This window comes from Shewanella sp. WXL01, assembly GCF_012263345.1.
GTDB classification, from domain to species: Bacteria; Pseudomonadota; Gammaproteobacteria; order Enterobacterales; family Shewanellaceae; genus Shewanella; species Shewanella maritima.
This window is the reverse complement of sequence record NZ_JAAIKQ010000002.1, coordinates 785,239-803,586: the sequence shown is the minus strand read 5'-3', so window position 1 is coordinate 803,586 and position 18,348 is coordinate 785,239. Positions and strand designations below refer to the sequence as shown.

Annotated in this window: 13 protein-coding genes; 1 reads left to right on the top strand and 12 read right to left on the bottom strand. The window is 43.4% G+C overall.

Annotated elements, in window-relative coordinates; genetic code table 11:
• Positions 1–74 precede the first annotated feature (74 nt).
• From sucD to sdhC, 8 genes are all read right to left on the bottom strand, one after another.
• The gene (gene sucD, locus G3R49_RS08545) at positions 75–947 is read right to left on the bottom strand and encodes a succinate--CoA ligase subunit alpha (protein WP_130597372.1); all 873 of its coding nucleotides are present in this window, start codon (positions 945–947) and stop codon (positions 75–77) included.
• Positions 947–2,113 (bottom strand): ADP-forming succinate--CoA ligase subunit beta, encoded by a 1,167-nt coding sequence (gene sucC / locus G3R49_RS08540; RefSeq protein ID WP_130597373.1) that lies wholly within the window; start codon positions 2,111–2,113, stop codon positions 947–949. Before sucC ends, sucD begins: the two co-directional genes overlap by 1 nt.
• 74 nt (positions 2,114–2,187) lie before the next feature.
• Entirely contained in the window at positions 2,188–3,378 is a 1,191-nt protein-coding gene (gene odhB / locus G3R49_RS08535) for a 2-oxoglutarate dehydrogenase complex dihydrolipoyllysine-residue succinyltransferase (RefSeq protein ID WP_167869332.1), read from the bottom strand.
• A 25-nt stretch (positions 3,379–3,403) separates the two neighbouring features.
• On the bottom strand, positions 3,404–6,229 hold the full coding sequence (sucA, locus tag G3R49_RS08530) for a 2-oxoglutarate dehydrogenase E1 component (protein WP_167869331.1): 2,826 nt from the start codon (positions 6,227–6,229) through the stop codon (positions 3,404–3,406).
• A gap of 195 nt (positions 6,230–6,424) precedes the next feature.
• Entirely contained in the window at positions 6,425–7,132 is a 708-nt protein-coding gene (locus G3R49_RS08525) for a succinate dehydrogenase iron-sulfur subunit (RefSeq protein WP_130597376.1), read from the bottom strand.
• A 15-nt stretch (positions 7,133–7,147) separates the two neighbouring features.
• On the bottom strand, positions 7,148–8,914 hold the full coding sequence (gene sdhA / locus G3R49_RS08520; RefSeq protein WP_130597377.1) for a succinate dehydrogenase flavoprotein subunit: 1,767 nt from the start codon (positions 8,912–8,914) through the stop codon (positions 7,148–7,150).
• Positions 8,915–9,262 (bottom strand): succinate dehydrogenase, hydrophobic membrane anchor protein, encoded by a 348-nt coding sequence (sdhD, locus tag G3R49_RS08515; protein WP_130597378.1) that lies wholly within the window; start codon positions 9,260–9,262, stop codon positions 8,915–8,917. It abuts the gene before it with no gap.
• Entirely contained in the window at positions 9,256–9,651 is a 396-nt protein-coding gene (gene sdhC / locus G3R49_RS08510; protein WP_167869330.1) for a succinate dehydrogenase cytochrome b556 subunit, read from the bottom strand. Before sdhC ends, sdhD begins: the two co-directional genes overlap by 7 nt.
• Before the next feature lie 428 nt (positions 9,652–10,079).
• On the opposite strand from sdhC, the gene G3R49_RS08505 reads away from it, so the two are divergent.
• A complete protein-coding gene (locus tag G3R49_RS08505) occupies positions 10,080–11,366 on the top strand; it encodes a citrate synthase (protein WP_130597380.1) in 1,287 nt (428 codons plus the stop codon).
• 871 nt (positions 11,367–12,237) lie between these two features.
• Here the strand turns inward: G3R49_RS08505 and yqfB are convergent.
• The 4 genes from yqfB to G3R49_RS08485 all read right to left on the bottom strand — a co-directional run bounded on the left by yqfB (position 12,238) and on the right by G3R49_RS08485 (position 18,153).
• Positions 12,238–12,552 carry a N(4)-acetylcytidine aminohydrolase gene (yqfB, locus tag G3R49_RS08500; protein WP_130597381.1) on the bottom strand — a complete coding sequence of 105 codons (315 nt, stop codon included), beginning with the start codon at positions 12,550–12,552 and terminating at the stop codon, positions 12,238–12,240.
• Positions 12,553–12,739: 187 nt separating this feature from the next.
• Positions 12,740–13,108 (bottom strand): hypothetical protein, encoded by a 369-nt coding sequence (locus tag G3R49_RS08495; protein WP_167869329.1) that lies wholly within the window; start codon positions 13,106–13,108, stop codon positions 12,740–12,742.
• An 18-nt stretch (positions 13,109–13,126) separates the two neighbouring features.
• Positions 13,127–14,191, bottom strand: a complete 1,065-nt coding sequence (locus G3R49_RS08490) for an HD domain-containing phosphohydrolase (protein ID WP_167869328.1) — start codon at positions 14,189–14,191, stop codon at positions 13,127–13,129.
• On the bottom strand, positions 14,188–18,153 hold the full coding sequence (locus tag G3R49_RS08485) for an ATP-binding protein (RefSeq protein ID WP_167869327.1): 3,966 nt from the start codon (positions 18,151–18,153) through the stop codon (positions 14,188–14,190). The genes G3R49_RS08490 and G3R49_RS08485 overlap by 4 nt, the downstream gene beginning before the upstream one ends.
• Between the last annotated feature and the right edge of the window lie 195 nt (positions 18,154–18,348).

Genomic DNA, 18,348 nt, shown 5'->3' with positions numbered 1-18,348 from the left:
GAGTCTTTATCCAGCTACAAAAAAGGCGCCAATTGGCGCCTTTTCTATTACCTGCATATGTTAATAATCTAAGATTACCAACCAGTGCGAGTACGAAGTGCTTGACCGATGTCAGCAAGAGAGCGAACCGTAGTTACACCAGCCGCTTCTAGTGCAGCGAACTTGTCATCAGCAGTACCTTTACCGCCAGCGATAATTGCACCAGCGTGGCCCATGCGCTTACCAGCAGGAGCAGTCACACCCGCAATGTAAGAAACCACAGGCTTAGTTACGTTAGCTTTGATGTATTCAGCCGCTTCTTCTTCAGCAGTACCACCAATTTCACCAATCATTACGATTGCTTCAGTTTGTGGATCGTTTTGGAACATTTCTAAAACGTCGATGAAGTTAGTACCTGGAATTGGGTCACCACCAATACCAACACAAGTTGACTGACCAAAACCTTCGTCAGTTGTTTGCTTAACTGCTTCGTACGTTAAGGTACCTGAACGTGAAACAATACCCACTTTACCTGGCTTGTGAATGTGGCCTGGCATAATACCAATCTTACATTCACCTGGAGTGATAACACCCGGGCAGTTAGGACCAATCATGCGAACGCCAGTCTCTTCAAGCTTAACTTTAACTTGAAGCATATCTAACGTAGGGATACCTTCAGTAATACAAACGATTAGCTCGATACCACCGTCAATTGCTTCTAAGATTGCATCTTTACAGAAAGGTGCTGGTACATAGATAACAGAAGCTGTTGCGCCAGTTTCAGCAACCGCGTCTTTAACTGTGTTAAATACCGGTAGACCAAGGTGCGTTTGACCGCCCTTACCAGGGCTTACACCACCAACCATTTGTGTACCGTAAGCAATTGCTTGCTCAGAGTGGAAAGTACCTTGACCACCAGTGAAACCTTGACAGATTACCTTAGTGTCTTTGTTAATTAATACAGACATTATTTGCCCTCCGCAGCAGCAACAACTTTTACAGCAGCGTCTGTTAAAGACTCAGCAGCAATAATATCTAAGCCAGAGTTAGCTAGAACTTCACGGCCTAATTCAGCATTTGTACCTTCAAGACGAACAACAACTGGTACTTCAACGCCAACTTCTTTCACAGCGCCGATAATACCTTCTGCGATCATGTCACAACGAACGATACCACCAAAGATGTTAACTAATACTGCGCTAACATTGTCATCAGATAAGATGATCTTAAACGCTTCAGCAACACGCTCTTTAGTTGCGCCGCCGCCCACGTCTAGGAAGTTAGCTGGCTTACCACCGTGTAGGTTTACGATGTCCATTGTGCCCATTGCTAGGCCAGCACCGTTAACCATACAACCTACGTTACCGTCTAGCGCTACGTAGTTAAGCTCGAACTTAGCTGCGTGTGCTTCACGAGCATCATCTTGTGATGGGTCGTGCATCTCACGGATTTTTGGCTGGCGGAATAGCGCGTTACCATCAACACCAATTTTACCGTCAAGGCAGTGAATGTTGCCTTCGTCAGTAATCACTAGAGGGTTGATTTCTAGTAGTGCGAAATCGTGGTCTTCGAACATTTTCGCTAGACCCATGAACACTTTCGTGAACTGTTTTAGCTGAGTTGCATCAAGACCTAGCTTGAAACCAAGGTCACGTGCTTGATAAGGCTGAGGACCTGCTAGAGGGTCAATAATTGCCTTATGAATTAACTCTGGCGTTTCTTCAGCAACAGTTTCAATATCTACGCCACCTTCAGTAGAGGCCATGAACACGATGCGACGAGTCGCACGGTCAACAACCGCACCTAGGTATAATTCGTTAGCAATATCAGTGCAGCTTTCAACTAAGATTTTAGCAACTGGCTGACCGTTTTCGTCTGTTTGGTAAGTAACTAGATTTTTACCTAACCAGTTTTCAGCAAATGCTCTGATTTCTTCTTTGTCGCCAGTGACCTTAACGCCACCTGCTTTACCACGGCCGCCAGCGTGTACTTGACACTTAACAACCCACATATCACCGCCAATATGGCCAGCTGCTTCTACTGCTTCTTGGGCAGTATCACATGCGTAACCTTCTGACACTGGTAAACCATATTCGGCAAATAGTGCTTTTGCCTGATACTCATGCAAATTCATGATGATCTATCCATATACTTCTAGTAATTTCCAGCTGGCCCTTTTGGGCCAGCAACGAGGGGTTTATCTACAACTTACAGATCAAGTAGCAGACGAGTTGGGTCTTCTAAGAAGTCTTTAATTGCGACTAAGAAGCCAACAGACTCACGACCGTCGACAATACGGTGGTCGTAAGAAAGAGCGAGGTACATCATAGGTTGAATAACAACCTCACCGTTTACTGCCATTGGGCGGTCTTTAATGGCATGCATGCCTAAAATCGCGCTTTGTGGCAGGTTTAAAATTGGAGTCGACATTAACGAGCCAAACACGCCACCGTTTGTCACAGTGAAGTTACCGCCAGTCATGTCATCAACTGATAATTTGCCGTCACGGCCTTTAATTGCTAGCTCGCGCACATTCTTTTCAATGTCAGCAAGGCTCATCGTATCTGTGTCACGTAGCACAGGCGTTACCAAACCACGCGGAGTAGACACAGCGATGCTTACATCGAAGTAGTTGTGATAAACAATGTCATCGCCGTCGATTGACGCGTTAACTTCAGGGAAACGTTTTAGTGCTTCGGTAACCGCTTTTACGTAGAAAGACATAAAGCCTAAACGAATACCGTGGCGCTTTTCGAATACTTCTTGGTACTGCTTACGAATGTCCATAATTGGCTTCATGTTAACTTCGTTAAACGTCGTTAGCATGGCAGTTGAGTTTTTCGCTTCAAGCAGACGGTTAGCGATAGTCTTACGTAGACGCGTCATAGGTACGCGTTTTTGACTACGACCTTCAAGCGGAGCTACCGGTGCTGGTGCGGCAGCACTCTTAGCAGCAGGAGCGGCTTTAACGAAAGCTTCAACGTCTTCTTTAGTAATGCGACCGCCTACACCTGTGCCTTTGATTTGGCTAGCATCAACATTGTGCTCAGCAATCAGACGACGAACAGATGGGCTTAGCGCGTCGTTTGACTCTTCAGATTCTACAGCTTCAGGAGCTGGCGCGCTTGCTTCTTCCTTGGTTACTTCTTGACCGGCAACAGCGCCAGCAACGAAGTTTGCAATCACTTGCTCCCCAAGAACTGTGTCGCCTTCTTGGAATAATAATTCACTAATTGAACCATCTTCTGGCGCAACAACTTCTAAAACCACTTTATCAGTTTCAATATCAACTAGGTTTTGATCACGCTCTACAGCTTCACCAGGTTGAACATGCCAAGTCGCGATGGTTGCATCAGCAACAGATTCTGGCAAAACAGGTACCTTAATTTCGATACTCATGGAACACATTCCTTTTATAAATTATCTATTGCGACAGTTTTAGTGCGCTGTTTAATAACGATTCTTGTTGGCGTAAATGCAAGCCAGGGTAACCACATGCTGGCGCAGCTGATGCCTCGCGACCTGCATAGGTTAGTTGTGCACCTGCTGGGATATTGGCCCAGAAATGATGCTGACTACAGTACCAAGCACCTTGGTTCTGTGGCTCTTCTTGGCACCATACAAAATCTTTTACATGTTGGTATTGTTCAAGCACTTGCTTCATTTCCGCTTCAGGGAAAGGATAGAGCTGCTCAATACGAACAATAGCAATATTGTTGATTTCTTGTTTGCGACGTTTTTCCAATAGCTCGAAGTAAACCTTACCGCTACAGAAAACAACGCGATCGACTTGTTTAGGATCTAAGTCATCTGTTTCGCCAATTACGTTATGGAATTGACCATCTGCTAACTCTTCCATGCTAGAAACAGCTAACGGGTGACGTAAAAGCGACTTAGGCGACATCACCACCAATGGACGACGCATAGGGCGTACTACCTGACGGCGAAGCATGTGGTAAACCTGAGCAGGCGTCGATGGAACACACACCTGCATATTGTGATTTGCACAAAGCTGTAAGAAGCGCTCAAGACGTGCTGATGAATGCTCAGGACCTTGGCCTTCATAACCATGCGGAAGCAGCATAGTTAAACCGCATAAACGGCCCCACTTTTGCTCCCCTGATGATAAGAATTGGTCAATCACAACCTGAGCACAGTTAACAAAGTCACCAAACTGCGCTTCCCAAATGGTTAAACCACCCGGCTCTGCAGTTGCATAGCCATATTCAAACGCAAGTACTGACGCTTCAGACAATACTGAGTCTGTAATGTCAATTGGGCCTTGCTCGTCTGCAACATTACGCAGCGGCAAATAGGTAGTCGCATCGTTCTGGTTATGCAATACCGCATGACGGTGGAAGAAAGTGCCGCGACCAGAATCTTGACCCGTGATACGAACACGTTTTTGATCTTCTAGAATGGTGGCATAAGCTAGCGTTTCAGCCATACCCCAGTCGAGCATTTTTTCGCCCGCTGCCATGGTCTTGCGGTCGCCATAAATCTTAGCAACACGAGATTGCAGCTTATGGTTTTCAGGCAGATCAACTAATTTATCAGCTAACTCTTTTAGCTTTTCAATTGGCAAACTTGCATCGTAATCTTCATCCCATTCTTTATTTAAGAAAGGCGTCCAATCAACTGTGTGTAGCGTCATTGGTCGCCACTCTTTCACTACACAGTCGCCGGCATCTAATGAGTCACGGTAAGTATTAACTAAACCGGTAACATCATTGGCTGACACAGTATCTTCTGCAATCAGCTTGTCGGCATAAATCTTACGCGGTGTAGGATGCTTTTTAATTTTTGAATACATTAGCGGCTGAGTTGCACTCGGCTCATCAGCTTCGTTATGGCCATGACGGCGATAACACACTAAATCAATCACGACATCACGCTTAAACTGATTACGGTAATCAACAGCTAATTGTGAAATAAAGGCAACCGCTTCTGGGTCATCAGCATTCACGTGGAAAATAGGTGCCTGAACCATCTTAGCGATGTCTGTACAGTACTCAGTTGAACGCACATCAGCATGATGAGACGTGGTAAAACCAACCTGGTTGTTAACAACAATACGAATACTGCCGCCAACTTTAAAACCACGAGCTTGAGACATGTTAAATGTCTCTTGCACAATACCTTGGCCGGTAATAGCTGAATCACCGTGAATAGTAACTGGCATTACCTGCAAGCCATCTTGACAACCACGGCGGTCTTGGCGTGCACGTACACTACCAATTACCACAGGGTTTACAATTTCAAGGTGAGATGGGTTAAATGCTAACGCTAGGTGAACGTTACCACCTGGCGTTTCGAAATCAGATGAGAAACCTTGGTGGTACTTGACGTCACCAGAACCATTAACATCGGCATGCTTACCGGCAAACTCGTCAAACAGCTCAGCTGGGCGCTTACCTAATATATTCACTAGCACGTTTAAGCGACCGCGGTGAGCCATGCCCACAACAATTTCTTTAGTACCTGCTTCACCTGCACGATAAATAATTTCGCGCATCATAGGAACAAGCGAATCGCCACCTTCTAACGAGAAACGTTTTGCACCTGGGAACTTAGCACCTAGGTATTTTTCCATACCTTCAGCTGAGTTTAGGCCTTCTAAAATGCGAAGTTTCTCATCAGAGTTAAAGCTTGCTTTACCAAGGGTTGGTTCTAGACGTTGCTGAATCCAACGTTTTTCCTCGGTATCAGTGATGTGCATGTACTCAGCACCAATAGAGCCACAATATGTGCTCTTAAGTGCGTGTACGATATCACCTAGTTTCATGGTCTCGCCGCCGTGGGCGAATGAGCCAGTGTTAAACTCGCGCTCCATATCTTCGCTAGTTAGACCGTGATGCGCGGGATTAAGCTCTTTAACTTCATCTCGCTTCCAAAGCCCTAGAGGGTCTAAGTTAGCGTTTTGATGGCCACGAAAACGGTGAGCGTTAATAAGCTGCAATACCTTAACCTGCTTAGCATCAAGTTCAGGATCACTTACGCGACCAGCACCCTTACCTCGGGTTTCTAAGGCCAAACTTCGGAAGTAATCACGGACTTTAGAGTGGGCAGCTTCAGGAGCACTCGCTGATGCTTCGTTGACAGGAGGGAGATTATCAAAAACGACTTGCCAATCAGCAGACACTGATTGCGGATCTTCTTGATAGGCTTCATACATCTCTTCTACATAGGTCGAGTTTGCGCCACTCAAATGGGACGACTCGAGCCAGGCTTTCATGATGCCTTGGTGCATTATTATTCCTTTCAAACTGGGTACACGTATTTAGCCAAATACTACCGTGACAGTATGCGCTATCACAGTGAAACTGCAACAAGAAAAACGAATTGTTACAGGGACTTCCTTAAACACACAAAAGAGTCACCTTCAATGAGAAAGTGACTCTTAAACAGAGCTAGTTTGAGTGAGAAACTAACAAAATTATGTGCATTAAACCGCTCGCTTCAATAACATTGATTTGATATGACCAATTGCTTTAGTCGGATTCAAACCTTTAGGACATACGTCAACACAGTTCATGATGCCATGGCAACGGAATACGCTGTAAGCGTCGTCTAGTTCAGATAGACGTTCTTCTGTTGCTGTATCACGGCTGTCAATCAAGAAGCGATACGCATGCAGTAGACCACTTGGACCCACAAACTTATCTGGGTTCCACCAGAAAGAAGGACAAGCTGTTGAACAACACGCACACATAATACATTCGTACAGACCGTCTAAATGCTCACGCTCTTCAGGTGATTGTAAATGCTCTCGTGCAGGTGTTTTGTCGTCGTTAATTAGATAAGGTTTGATTTTTTCGTACTGTTTATAGAACTGAGTTAAATCAACCACTAAATCACGAACTACTGGCATACCAGGCAATGGACGAATAACAATCTTTTTGCCTTTAAAAGTAGAAACAGGCGTGATACACGCTAAACCGTTTTTACCATTCATATTAATACCGTCACTACCGCAAACACCTTCGCGGCATGAACGACGGAACGCCAATGCTGGGTCTTGTTCTTTTAGTTTAAGTAACGCGTCTAACACCATCATGTCTGTGCCTTCTTGCACTTCTAGGGTGTAATCCTTCATGTAAGGTTTAGTGTCTACATCAGGATTATAGCGATACACTGAAAATGTTAAATTCATTGTGCAACTCCTGCCTTAGTAGGTACGTTTCTTAGGAGGGAAAGCTTCGCGAAGCTTTGGCTCCATGTTCACATCGCGCTTCTTCATTGACTCAGATGCTGGGTCAAAGATTGAGTGACATAACCAGTTGTCATCGTCACGCTCTAAGAAGTCTTCACGTGAATGCGCACCACGACTTTCAGTACGGAAGTTAGCAGCGTATGCCGTTGCGAGTGCTGTCGCCATCAAGTTGTCTAACTCTAAACACTCGATACGTTGAGTGTTAAACTCGCGAGAGTTGTCAGATAACTTAGCGTTGTCTAGACGCTTTTGAATCGCTTTTAGCTGCTTAAGACCTTCAGCCATCGCTTCGCCAGTACGGAATACTGAGAAGTTTAGCTGCATACAAAGTTGCAGATCTTTACGAATTTCAGCCGGGTCTTCACCGTCTTGGTTTGACTCCCAACGATTTAAACGTGCTAAAGAAGCTTCAATGTTTTCAGCCGTTGCATCTTTAGGCGTTGGCGTTTCATCTAACGCTTTACCTAAGTGCTGACCAGCTGCTCGTCCAAATACCACAAGGTCAAGCAGTGAGTTACCACCTAGGCGGTTAGCACCGTGCACTGATACACAGGCAATCTCACCTACTGCGAATAAACCAGTCACATCTTGCTCGCTGCCATCTTCATTTTGACGGATAACCTGACCGCTTACCTTAGATGGTAAGCCACCCATCATGTAGTGACAGGTAGGAAGTACAGGAATTGGACCGTCTGCAGGGTCAATATGAGCAAACGTACGAGAAAGTTCACAAACACCTGGAAGACGAGCTTCAAGCGTTTCTTTACCTAGGTGGTCAAGTTTAAGCAGACAGTGTGGGCCTAATGGGCCATCTAAGCCGCGACCTTCGCGGATTTCTGTCATCATCGAACGAGCTACAACGTCACGCGATGCTAAGTCTTTAGCATTTGGTGCGTAACGCTCCATGAAACGCTCGCCATCTTTATTTAGTAGATAACCACCTTCACCACGACAACCTTCGGTAACAAGTACACCAGCACCAGCAATACCCGTTGGGTGGAACTGCCACATTTCCATGTCTTGCATTTGCACGCCAGCACGCATCGCCATACCCACACCGTCACCAGTGTTAATGTGAGCGTTAGTAGTAGAAGCGTAGATACGCCCTGCACCACCAGTTGCTAATACTGTAGCTTTAGCTTTGAAGTAAACGATCTCACCGGTTTCTATTTCGATCGCGGTACAACCTACGATTACGCCGTCTTCATTTTTTACTAAATCTAGCGCGTACCATTCTGAAAACACTTCGGTTTTATGCTTTACGTTTTGCTGGTAAAGACAGTGAAGTAAAGCGTGACCAGTACGGTCAGCAGCCGCTGCGGTACGAGCTGCCTGTTCGCCACCAAAGTTTTTAGACTGACCACCGAATGGACGTTGATAAATCTTACCATTGTCAAAACGTGAGAAAGGTAAACCCATGTGCTCAAGCTCAATAATGGCTTCAGGGCCGGTTTGACACATGAATTCAATTGCGTCCTGATCACCAATAAAGTCTGAGCCTTTAACAGTGTCATACATGTGCTGTTCCCAGTGGTCTTCATGGGCATTACCTAATGCCACCGTGATTCCGCCCTGAGCAGATACTGTATGAGAACGAGTTGGGAATACTTTAGATAAAAGCGCACAGCTCTTACCTTCTTTAGAAATCTGTAGTGCTGCGCGCATACCCGCGCCACCAGCACCAATAACGATTGCGTCAAATTCGCGAACTGGAATACTCACTTATACACCCCACACAATGATGATGCCTGCCGCCAGGTAACTAAGTGCGGTCACGACAAAGGTAAACTGTAAAACGCCGCGTAAAGCTGTTTGTTTTACATAGTCAGTCAGAACTTGCCAAATACCAATCCACGCGTGGACGAGCAAAGCAAATAAAGCGACAAGTGTGAAAACTTTCATTGGCAATGATTTAAATAAGCCTTGCCAAATTTCGAAAGTTAAAGGTGCACTACACGCAATGAATGCCACTAAGAAAATGGCATAGCAAGCTAAGATAACCGCGCTTGCACGAATTAAAATAAAGTCATGAACACCACTGCGTCCAAAACTTGCTGCATTGGTTACCATACCCAAATCCCCGCTACTACTGAAAATACAATCGCTAAAACGAATACGGCTTTAGCAGAAGCTGCACCTGAAGCTAACTCTTCCCAACGACCGGTATCCATCACTAAGTGACGTAAGCCACCTAAAATGTGGTAACCCAGTGCGGTTAAGATGCCCCATAAAATGAACTTCATAATGAAAGTATCAAAAAGAGATTGGACGCTAGCGAAACCTTCAGCAGAAGTTAAAGATGAATTTAACAACCAAAGAAGAATACCGGTAGCAAATAACATAATGACACCGGAAATACGGTGTAGGATCGACACGATTGCTGTTGCAGGAAAGCGAATCGTCTGCAGGTCTAGATGGACAGGTCTTTGCTTTTTCACGTTCTGCTCACTCAGCTCCATTGAGCATTATTTTTGTTATTGTCAGTAGTTAATTTAACCAGTTCCGGAAACGTTAAAATTGTTAACAAAATGATCCACTAATTACTGATGACTACCAAACACCTAAATGTTTGAGAATTAACTAATTTAGCCAAGTAAAAAAATTATTCTTAAACTGTGATGTCTGTCTCCCTTGCGGGCGACTGCAAGTATACTCGGGCGACTTGTCAAATACAAACATCACATAATGCAAATTCTAATTTTTTAGAAAAAAATTATTCAAATTCAGCTGTAAACCGCACAGCAACTGGCTTCTAGCAAGATATATACCATGGTCTAAGCAATTTAAACGCTTATTTGAATTGAAATGTAAACTGATTTCGCTGTAAAGTAATGACCGCTTAACATGCCGCACTCATAAGATAAGAATGAAGTAAGGAGAACGGGGTATGGCTGATCAAATAGCCAAATTAGAGTTACCAAATAACGACTCAATTGAATTACCAGTCAAACAAGGCACTGCTGGACATGATGTTATCGACATCAGCAAACTTGGCTCAAAAGGTTATTTCACCTTTGACCCAGGCTTTCTAGCTACTGCTTCTTGCGAGTCTGCCATTACATATATCGACGGTGCAAAAGGTATTCTTACTCATCGAGGTTACCCAATCTACGAGTTAGCTACGCAATCAAGCTACTTAGACGTGTGTTACCTACTGCTAGATGGCGAACTGCCAAATAAACAGCAGTCAGAAGAATTCGAATCAATGGTTAAAAACCACACCATGATCCACGATCAATTAACCGCTTTTTTCCGCGGTTTCCGTCGTGACGCGCATCCAATGGCGATGCTTTGTGGTGTTACCGGTGCCCTTTCAGCTTTCTATCAAGATTCTCTTGATGTTAATGATGAAAAACACCGTGAAATTGCGGCTTTCCGCCTAATTTCCAAAATGCCTACGTTAGCAGCTATGTGCTACAAGTATTCGGTTGGCCAACCGTTTATTTACCCACGTAATGACCTTAGCTATGCGGGCAATTTCCTGTCAATGATGTTTGCTGTTCCTTGCGAAGAGTACAAAGTTAATCCTGTTGTTGAAAAAGCAATGGATCGTATCTTTGTTCTTCATGCAGACCATGAGCAAAATGCATCAACGTCTACGGTTCGTTTAGCCGGTTCATCTGGCGCTAACCCATTCGCTTGTATCGCAGCTGGTATCGCTTCTCTTTGGGGCCCAGCTCACGGTGGTGCAAACGAAGCATGTTTAAACATGCTAGAAGAGATTGGTTCAGTAGATCGTATTCCAGAGTTTATCGATCGCGCTAAAGACAAAGAAGACCCATTCCGCTTAATGGGCTTTGGTCACCGCGTTTACAAGAACTTTGACCCACGAGCTAAGGTAATGCGTGAAACTTGTCACGAAGTACTCGAAGAGCTAAACATTCAAGACCCACTGCTAGACGTAGCGATGGAGCTTGAGCGAATCGCGCTTGAAGATGAGTATTTTGTATCGAAGAAGCTCTATCCAAACGTAGACTTTTACTCAGGCATTATCATGAAGGCTATCGGTATTCCTACGAGCATGTTCACCGTACTGTTTGCGCTTTCACGCACAGTTGGTTGGATTGCCCACTGGAAAGAAATGCTAGATCAGCCTGGCCATCGTATTAGCCGCCCTCGTCAGCTTTACACAGGTTCTGAAGACAGAGACTTTGTGGACTTAGACAAGCGATAAAAGGCTTAATGATATGAGTTGGCGCTATCGTGCGTGTAAATAATCTCAAATAAAAAAAGCGCCGTTAGGCGCTTTTTTATTTTCCCCTAAACCATCTACTTCAGTAGATGGTGATCATCATATAGGCTTTGCCTGTATTTCTGTTTACATGACATGTTAGGTTGAGCCTGCTATGTAAAGATATTTAAAGCACACAGCAAGCGCATCACCCTTAGTTTTATTAGTAGACTCAACGAAAAGCCCATGTTTTCAAAGGCTTTATACATCAGTACTAATAGATGTTTTTGAGAATACAAAGCTACCTTCTTCAAAAGGTGGATTATTTACTGTCTAACTTAAGGTATAAGCATCAGGAGATTCCAAGAAGCGTAGTTACTTTGGGCCCGCGTGGCTTATAACAGGCATTCACATTAAGGCTCACTGCAATCGTTACTAAAGCTCTGTCTCACTTCCTCATCCCTAACCTAGCCCCGCTTAAGCCTTACAATCCTAGCGTTCAACCAGCAAAGGAAGACGGCGCAATGAATAACAGCGACTAGGCACCCTGACCCAGCCAAAGCATATTTACTAGGTCAATTTTTACTAAAACTTCCTACATAATCGCTATAAGTAAAATCTTTTAATTATAAAAATAACGCATAAAAAACCAAAAAGAGTGAATTTAACACGCAAAATCACATTCATCTGCGACACAAATTACTTAGCTTGCACTAGTTCAGTGCATGTTTATTTGAATATAATTCATCAAGTGAAGCGCTATTGATTCGCTAAAACGAATCAAAAATCTTCTCTCCCTAACAATTAGATAAAAAACTTCGCTCCGTTCCAGGCAAAAAGACCATTGAATATCTATTCATTTATCAATAATGACTTACACTAACTCAAATTCAATCACAAATAATTGTTCTATCCCCGGGTAAATATCTCTAATTACTGACTGTAGCTCACACAAAGTCATGTTTTCTTGTAGTGCATGCTTTTCATTCAATTCATCGAAATTTATCGGTTTCACAGCCAATACTTTAATCTTGCCGATATAGGATTGATCTTCTAATGCGTAAACATCAACGATACTTGAAACACGATAGTGAGACTCTGAAAAATCACGTATGGTTATTGTCTTAGCACCGTTTTGGATATCGGTCATAAAACGTTTGAAGAAGGTTATTTTAGTGGGATGTGACACGGAAAATCCTATATTAAGCGCTGCTCAAATTGATAAGTTTACGCCTGAGCATACATGGGATGACACGCTATGTATGTCAGCCATAATCAAAGTTATAACTGAATGCAGCTTATGGATGATTGAAATTAATAGTTTTTGTTGATGACGAATAATGTTGGTTAGTTTATTGATTATCTAGTCGCATGCGTTATTGAGTACAGATCACTTTAAGCTTATCACTACCAGAAACTATGATTTGCCAATGTTCAAAGTACATGCTGTGGGTAATATAGCCACAATTCCCTACACCCTGAGACTTGCTATCTACAAACTGCACCTTGTAGGCAAGTACGCCATCAGCTTGGTTTACATCATAATAGATGCTATTGCTTTGCTCAGAGTCGATTACGCCAAAGTCAAGTCGGCTTGAAGGCAGTGTAACTACAGCATTCACTTGATGCTTTGACAGATTAATAACGGACACTTTTGGCGCAGCGCTAACTAGCAGTATGAATATACCGATTAGTATCAATAGGCTTACAAGCAACACTTTTTGCCACAATTTAAGCCGCTTCACCGCTACCTTCTTAGTTCTTTAACCATCTGTGGCAATAACGATATCAGGTTCATCTTTAAACTGCTCTTTGATTTGCAATATATCTTCAATAGATTCGTTGAATAACCTAACAATATGCGGGTCAAAGTGCTTACCACTTTGTTCATTGATAAAGGCGATTGCATCTTCAGTTGCCCACGCCTTTTTATAAGGCCTATCAGCGGTGAGCGCATCGAAAACATCTGCAATGGCTACGATTCTACCAACCAAAGGGATTTGCTCCCCTTTAAGCTGTTTTGGGTAACCGGTGCCATCCCACTTCTCGTGATGTGTTGCGACAATGACGGCTGCTAGCGCTAGTAATTCAGAACAAGCGCCGGACAGAATATCTAACCCGATATCCACATGCGCTTGCATGATTTTCCACTCTTCCGGGGTTAATTTTCCTGGCTTTAATAAAATATGATCGGGTATACCAATTTTACCGACATCGTGCATCGGCGCTGCAGTTAAAATCAATTGAGCTTGTTTTTGGCTGAAGCCTGCCTTTAGTGCAAGGGCATGGGAATAACGACTCATACGCTGCACGTGCATACCGGTTTCATTGTCTTTATATTCGGCAGCACGACCTAGACGCTTTACAACCTCTAGTTGAGTATGAGCTAGCTCTGACGTGCGCTTGTCTACTTCAAGCTCAAGCAATTGCTGCTGATAGTGCAGCGCCAAATGCGCTTTAATACGCTTAAGTGCAATATTCGCGCTAATAGGTTTGACTAGGTAATCAACTGCGCCAACTTCAAGCCCACGGCTTTCGTCACGCTCCTCGCCTAACGCTGTCACGAAAATCACCGGGATCTCAGCAGTTTGCTCGTGTTCTTTTAGCCGTTTGCACACACAATAGCCATCAATCCCCGGCATCATAATATCCAGCAAGATAAGATCAGGCTTTGCCCTGCGCGCTAGCATCAAGGCAGCTTGACCATCGGTGGCTGCGATGACCTTATACTGGTGCTTTAAGATATTTCGCAATATATCGATATTTTCTGGCTGGTCATCAACGACCAAAATAGTATGTTTTGTTGGTACTGTTACATCACATGTCATGCTAGCTCACTCGTATTATCAATTGCGCCAAGCTCAAATAAAGCTTGTTCAAAATCATAACGCTCGCACAGTAACAACAGCTTTTGCCACCGCTCGATAGGCGCAACATTTTCAGATATTAATTGCTCTAGGAGCTCAATTGCTTCGGTATCATTATCTTGCAGCAACTGGCGTAAGCGCGTGAGTTGTATATCACTCACCCGTTTAGACTCAAATTTAGAACTGGCTTTCGCGTGCTTGTCACTTTGTAAAGGCAGGCATTTTTCAAGGGCGATATTTAACTGAAGCAGTTGTTTCTTGAAACGTTCTAATCTACTTATATCGAGCACTTGATTGTGAAGATCGATCTCTAGCTGCTGACAGTCAGCAGATAATGTTTCTGCACCAACGTTAGCCAATAGCCCTTTTAAGCTATGCAATTCAAACCTGAGTTCGGCTGTGGGATAATCCTGATCTCTATCACTGTTAAGCCCTTTGATCCGACTCGGAAGTTGAGCTTTAAACTTACGAATAAGCTTTAGATATAGCTCCTGTTGCTCATTAAGCCTTTCTAATGCGTTATCTGTCTTTAAACCAATCTGGCCTAATGATGTCACCAATTTACTATTTTCATCGTCTTGGTTTGGGGATGTTATTAGGTTTGCTTGCGCAGCCTTAGCGAGCTCTATGGTGAAACTAAAGGTGCTGCCTAAACCAAAAGTTGAGCTTACGTGTAATTCGCTGCCCATCATACGCAAAATTTTATGACAAATTGACAACCCAAGACCGGTGCCACCATAGGCTCTGGTTGCTGAAGCATCGCCCTGTGTAAACGGAACAAACAGGTTTTCTACTACATCGGTACTCATGCCTATACCAGTATCTTTTACTTCAAACGTGACTAATATCGAGCTAGATGTTTCATCGATAAGGTTAATGTTTAGCTCTATTGAGCCTGCTTCAGTGAATTTGATGGCATTGCCAAGCAAGTTACTTAACACCTGATTGATCCTTAGCGCATCTCCTTGCAGTTTAAACGGCATATCAAATGGCGTGCTTACCGTAAACGACAAACCTTTTTCAGTTGCCTGGTTATTGCAAACACTCGACACGGTATTGATAACATTGTCATAGAGATAAAACGGAGTAGATTCTAATGTAAGCTGATTGGCTTCGATTTTTGAATAGTCAAGAATATCGTTAATAATGGCTAATAGCGTACTGGCTGACGAACTGATTTTCTCAACATATTTTTGATGCTCGCTGTCTTGTACACCTTGTTTGACCAAATGAGTGTAACCAATAATCGCATTCATCGGTGTGCGCAACTCATGACTCATATTAGCTAAAAACTCAGACTTAGCTTGGTTAGCTTTTTCTGCCTCGCTTTTAGCGAGATTAATTGCAGCCTCATAAGCTTTACGTTGCGAAACATCACGCACCGATGCTACAACGTGAAGGCCATCCTTAGTATCAATTGGGCTTAAACTGATCTCAACATGCAGCTCTTTACCATGCTTGCCTGCTGCAATGACTGAGCGACTTGCCGTGATCTCACGCGTTTGACCTTCAAACATAAAACTGCGTCGACTTTTACGGTGCTGCTGATGCAATGATGTAGGTACAAGCAACTCAATGGGTTCAAACAGCAATTCCTTTTCACCATAACCAAACAGTGCAACCGCGGCCTTATTTACTTGGATAATGATGCCGTGTTTGTTGGTAATAATCATGGCGTCAGGTGCCATGTTGAACATTTGATTGGCATAACTAAGCGCTGTTTCAGTTTCTTGTTTGGCTTTAACTTCAGAAGTTAACTCAGCAAATGAACACACCAACATCTTATTGCCGTTAAACTTGATCACATTTCGCTGATAGTTAAATACCTTTTCCGTACCATCAGTCAACGGCACGGTGGCAATAGAGTTTACGCTTTGCTCTGTCGCTAGCGCGACTTTATCTTCATTGTAAAGCCTTTGATAGTCAGCCATTTTTTGTAACCGCTCGACGAACTCGGGCGTATGAAGCTGACGTTTATTAAAACCAAAAACTGACGCAAACTCTTTATTACAGTCAATGTGTTTTAAGTCTTGATCAATAATGAGTACCGGGCTTGGCAGAGAGTCGACAACAGCCTCAAAATAAGCTCTTATGTTGGCAATATGCCTGCCCTTCAGCGCCGAGCGATATTGGAAGATGGCGATAATCAGCGAAGACAGCATAATGACCAGCGCGATAACCTCAGGTGCAACACTCTCTATCTCATCGATGAATGCTTGATTGGGCCACACCCTCACGACAAATTTGTCATCAAGAATATTCAGTCGGTGTTGCATAGGTTGATAGCGCTCACTTGATGAAAGCGCATGCTCTATGCTTTTTACCCCAGTCGCTTTCACCAAAATCGAAAAATCCTTGTCGCTCTGCTCGATTAAGTAATTGAGATCGGTGAGTGAATTAGACTCACCGATAATGGTTTGCAACATGATCTGAAGATCATATTCCAACACAATAAATCCGCGTATATCGCTAAGCGTATTAATCTGATAATTTTTTTGATAAATGCTTTTACGAATGGGGGCAAAAATCACACCTTGTAACGGCCCTTCGATGCCTCGCAACGATGCACTAAGTACTTGGTGGCCCACGTTATCGCTCATATATGCATTGTAAACGCCTCTGCGATAATCAGGATTACTCATAATATCTAATCCTAAGTCATTGCTATCTAGCACTTTGGGATATTGAAACAAGATGGGTAAATATTGCGGGTTAGTTGTTACTTGAGATTGGAGCCCACCATTAATTTGTGACAGTTCAATTGGGAAACCATATACCTGTCCCATACGCTGATTAAATTCTTCAACTTCCTCCACCACTGGTGCGTATAGAATCCGATTAATTGATTTGTACTTGTCAGTGGACATTTCCGACACGGTATGAAACACCGAGCCACTCTCAGCTTGGTTGTAATAAGCGATAATCCTGACATTGTTAAGCATCGAGGTGAGAAAAATATCAATCGTCGACTGAATTGTATTGACCTTAGCGATGGCAGTGTTGTGTAGTTTATTTTCGATTCTAAGAAACTGGTTATTGGCAAGGTAAATGTATAAAGATGTCGAGAATATCGCTCCAAACAACACAACTACGATGGGGATGAACTTGGCGTGGTGTTGCTCAGAAACGTTCTGATAGTAATATACATAGCTAAATAGCCCGACAGTGCCAATAGCGCCAACAGCTAGCGTATAACCACGTGAAATATAATTTGGGTTCGGTTCAGGGTGAGCAAGCGAAATCGCCTGCCACAAAATACATGAGATAAGTAAGTACAGTAATGATAACGGCAAGTGGTAACCACAGACCGTTTGCTGAGATTTATATAGTGACAGCAAGACCATTATACCCACTATGGCAAAACAAATACTGGTACTCAGCGCCATAGCGGTAACATCACGCCAACCATACGCAGTTTCAATACCAAATACATACCCAACGATCGCAACTGTTGCGATGCCAACAACTACACAGGCTAACAAGCGATTAAGCTCGCCTAACCAACGATTTAAGTGATACCGAGTACAATAAATCAGCCCAACAAATATAAAACAAGCTGCAGTGTTTGGTGCCATGCGCCCTGGGTGGGTAACAAGATCGGTTTGAATGAAGTGACTGACGAAAAGCTCATCTAGATAGACGTCAATGTGTAGTAGGTAACCTAGTAGCGAAAAGCCGGCAATGAACAGCAGCACGTAACCTAAATACTTAACGTACTGAGTATATCCATAAGACCAAAGCAGTTGTGAACATGCGCAGGTAAAAAAGCACAAAGCTGTATTAAATTGCATCGGTGTTAACGACTCATCAAGCCTGATTAACGCCTCAAGTTGCATTATCCAACCTAACATTACAATGCCACTGATAAATGCCAAAGTGAACGCCAAAGCGTTAGAGACACACTTAACGCTGCTTAGTGCCATTAGCCCCCCGATTGCGTAAATTATCAATCTACAATATTACAGCAACCTGCTTACTAAAATAACAAGCGTACGGTATAAAAGCTCATATAAAACAATATGTAACACTTAACATATGTATCAACATGCTAATGACAGGTTTGCGCTAACCACGTAAAAGGACTATAGCTAAGCGACTCACACTAAGGTTCTAAATTA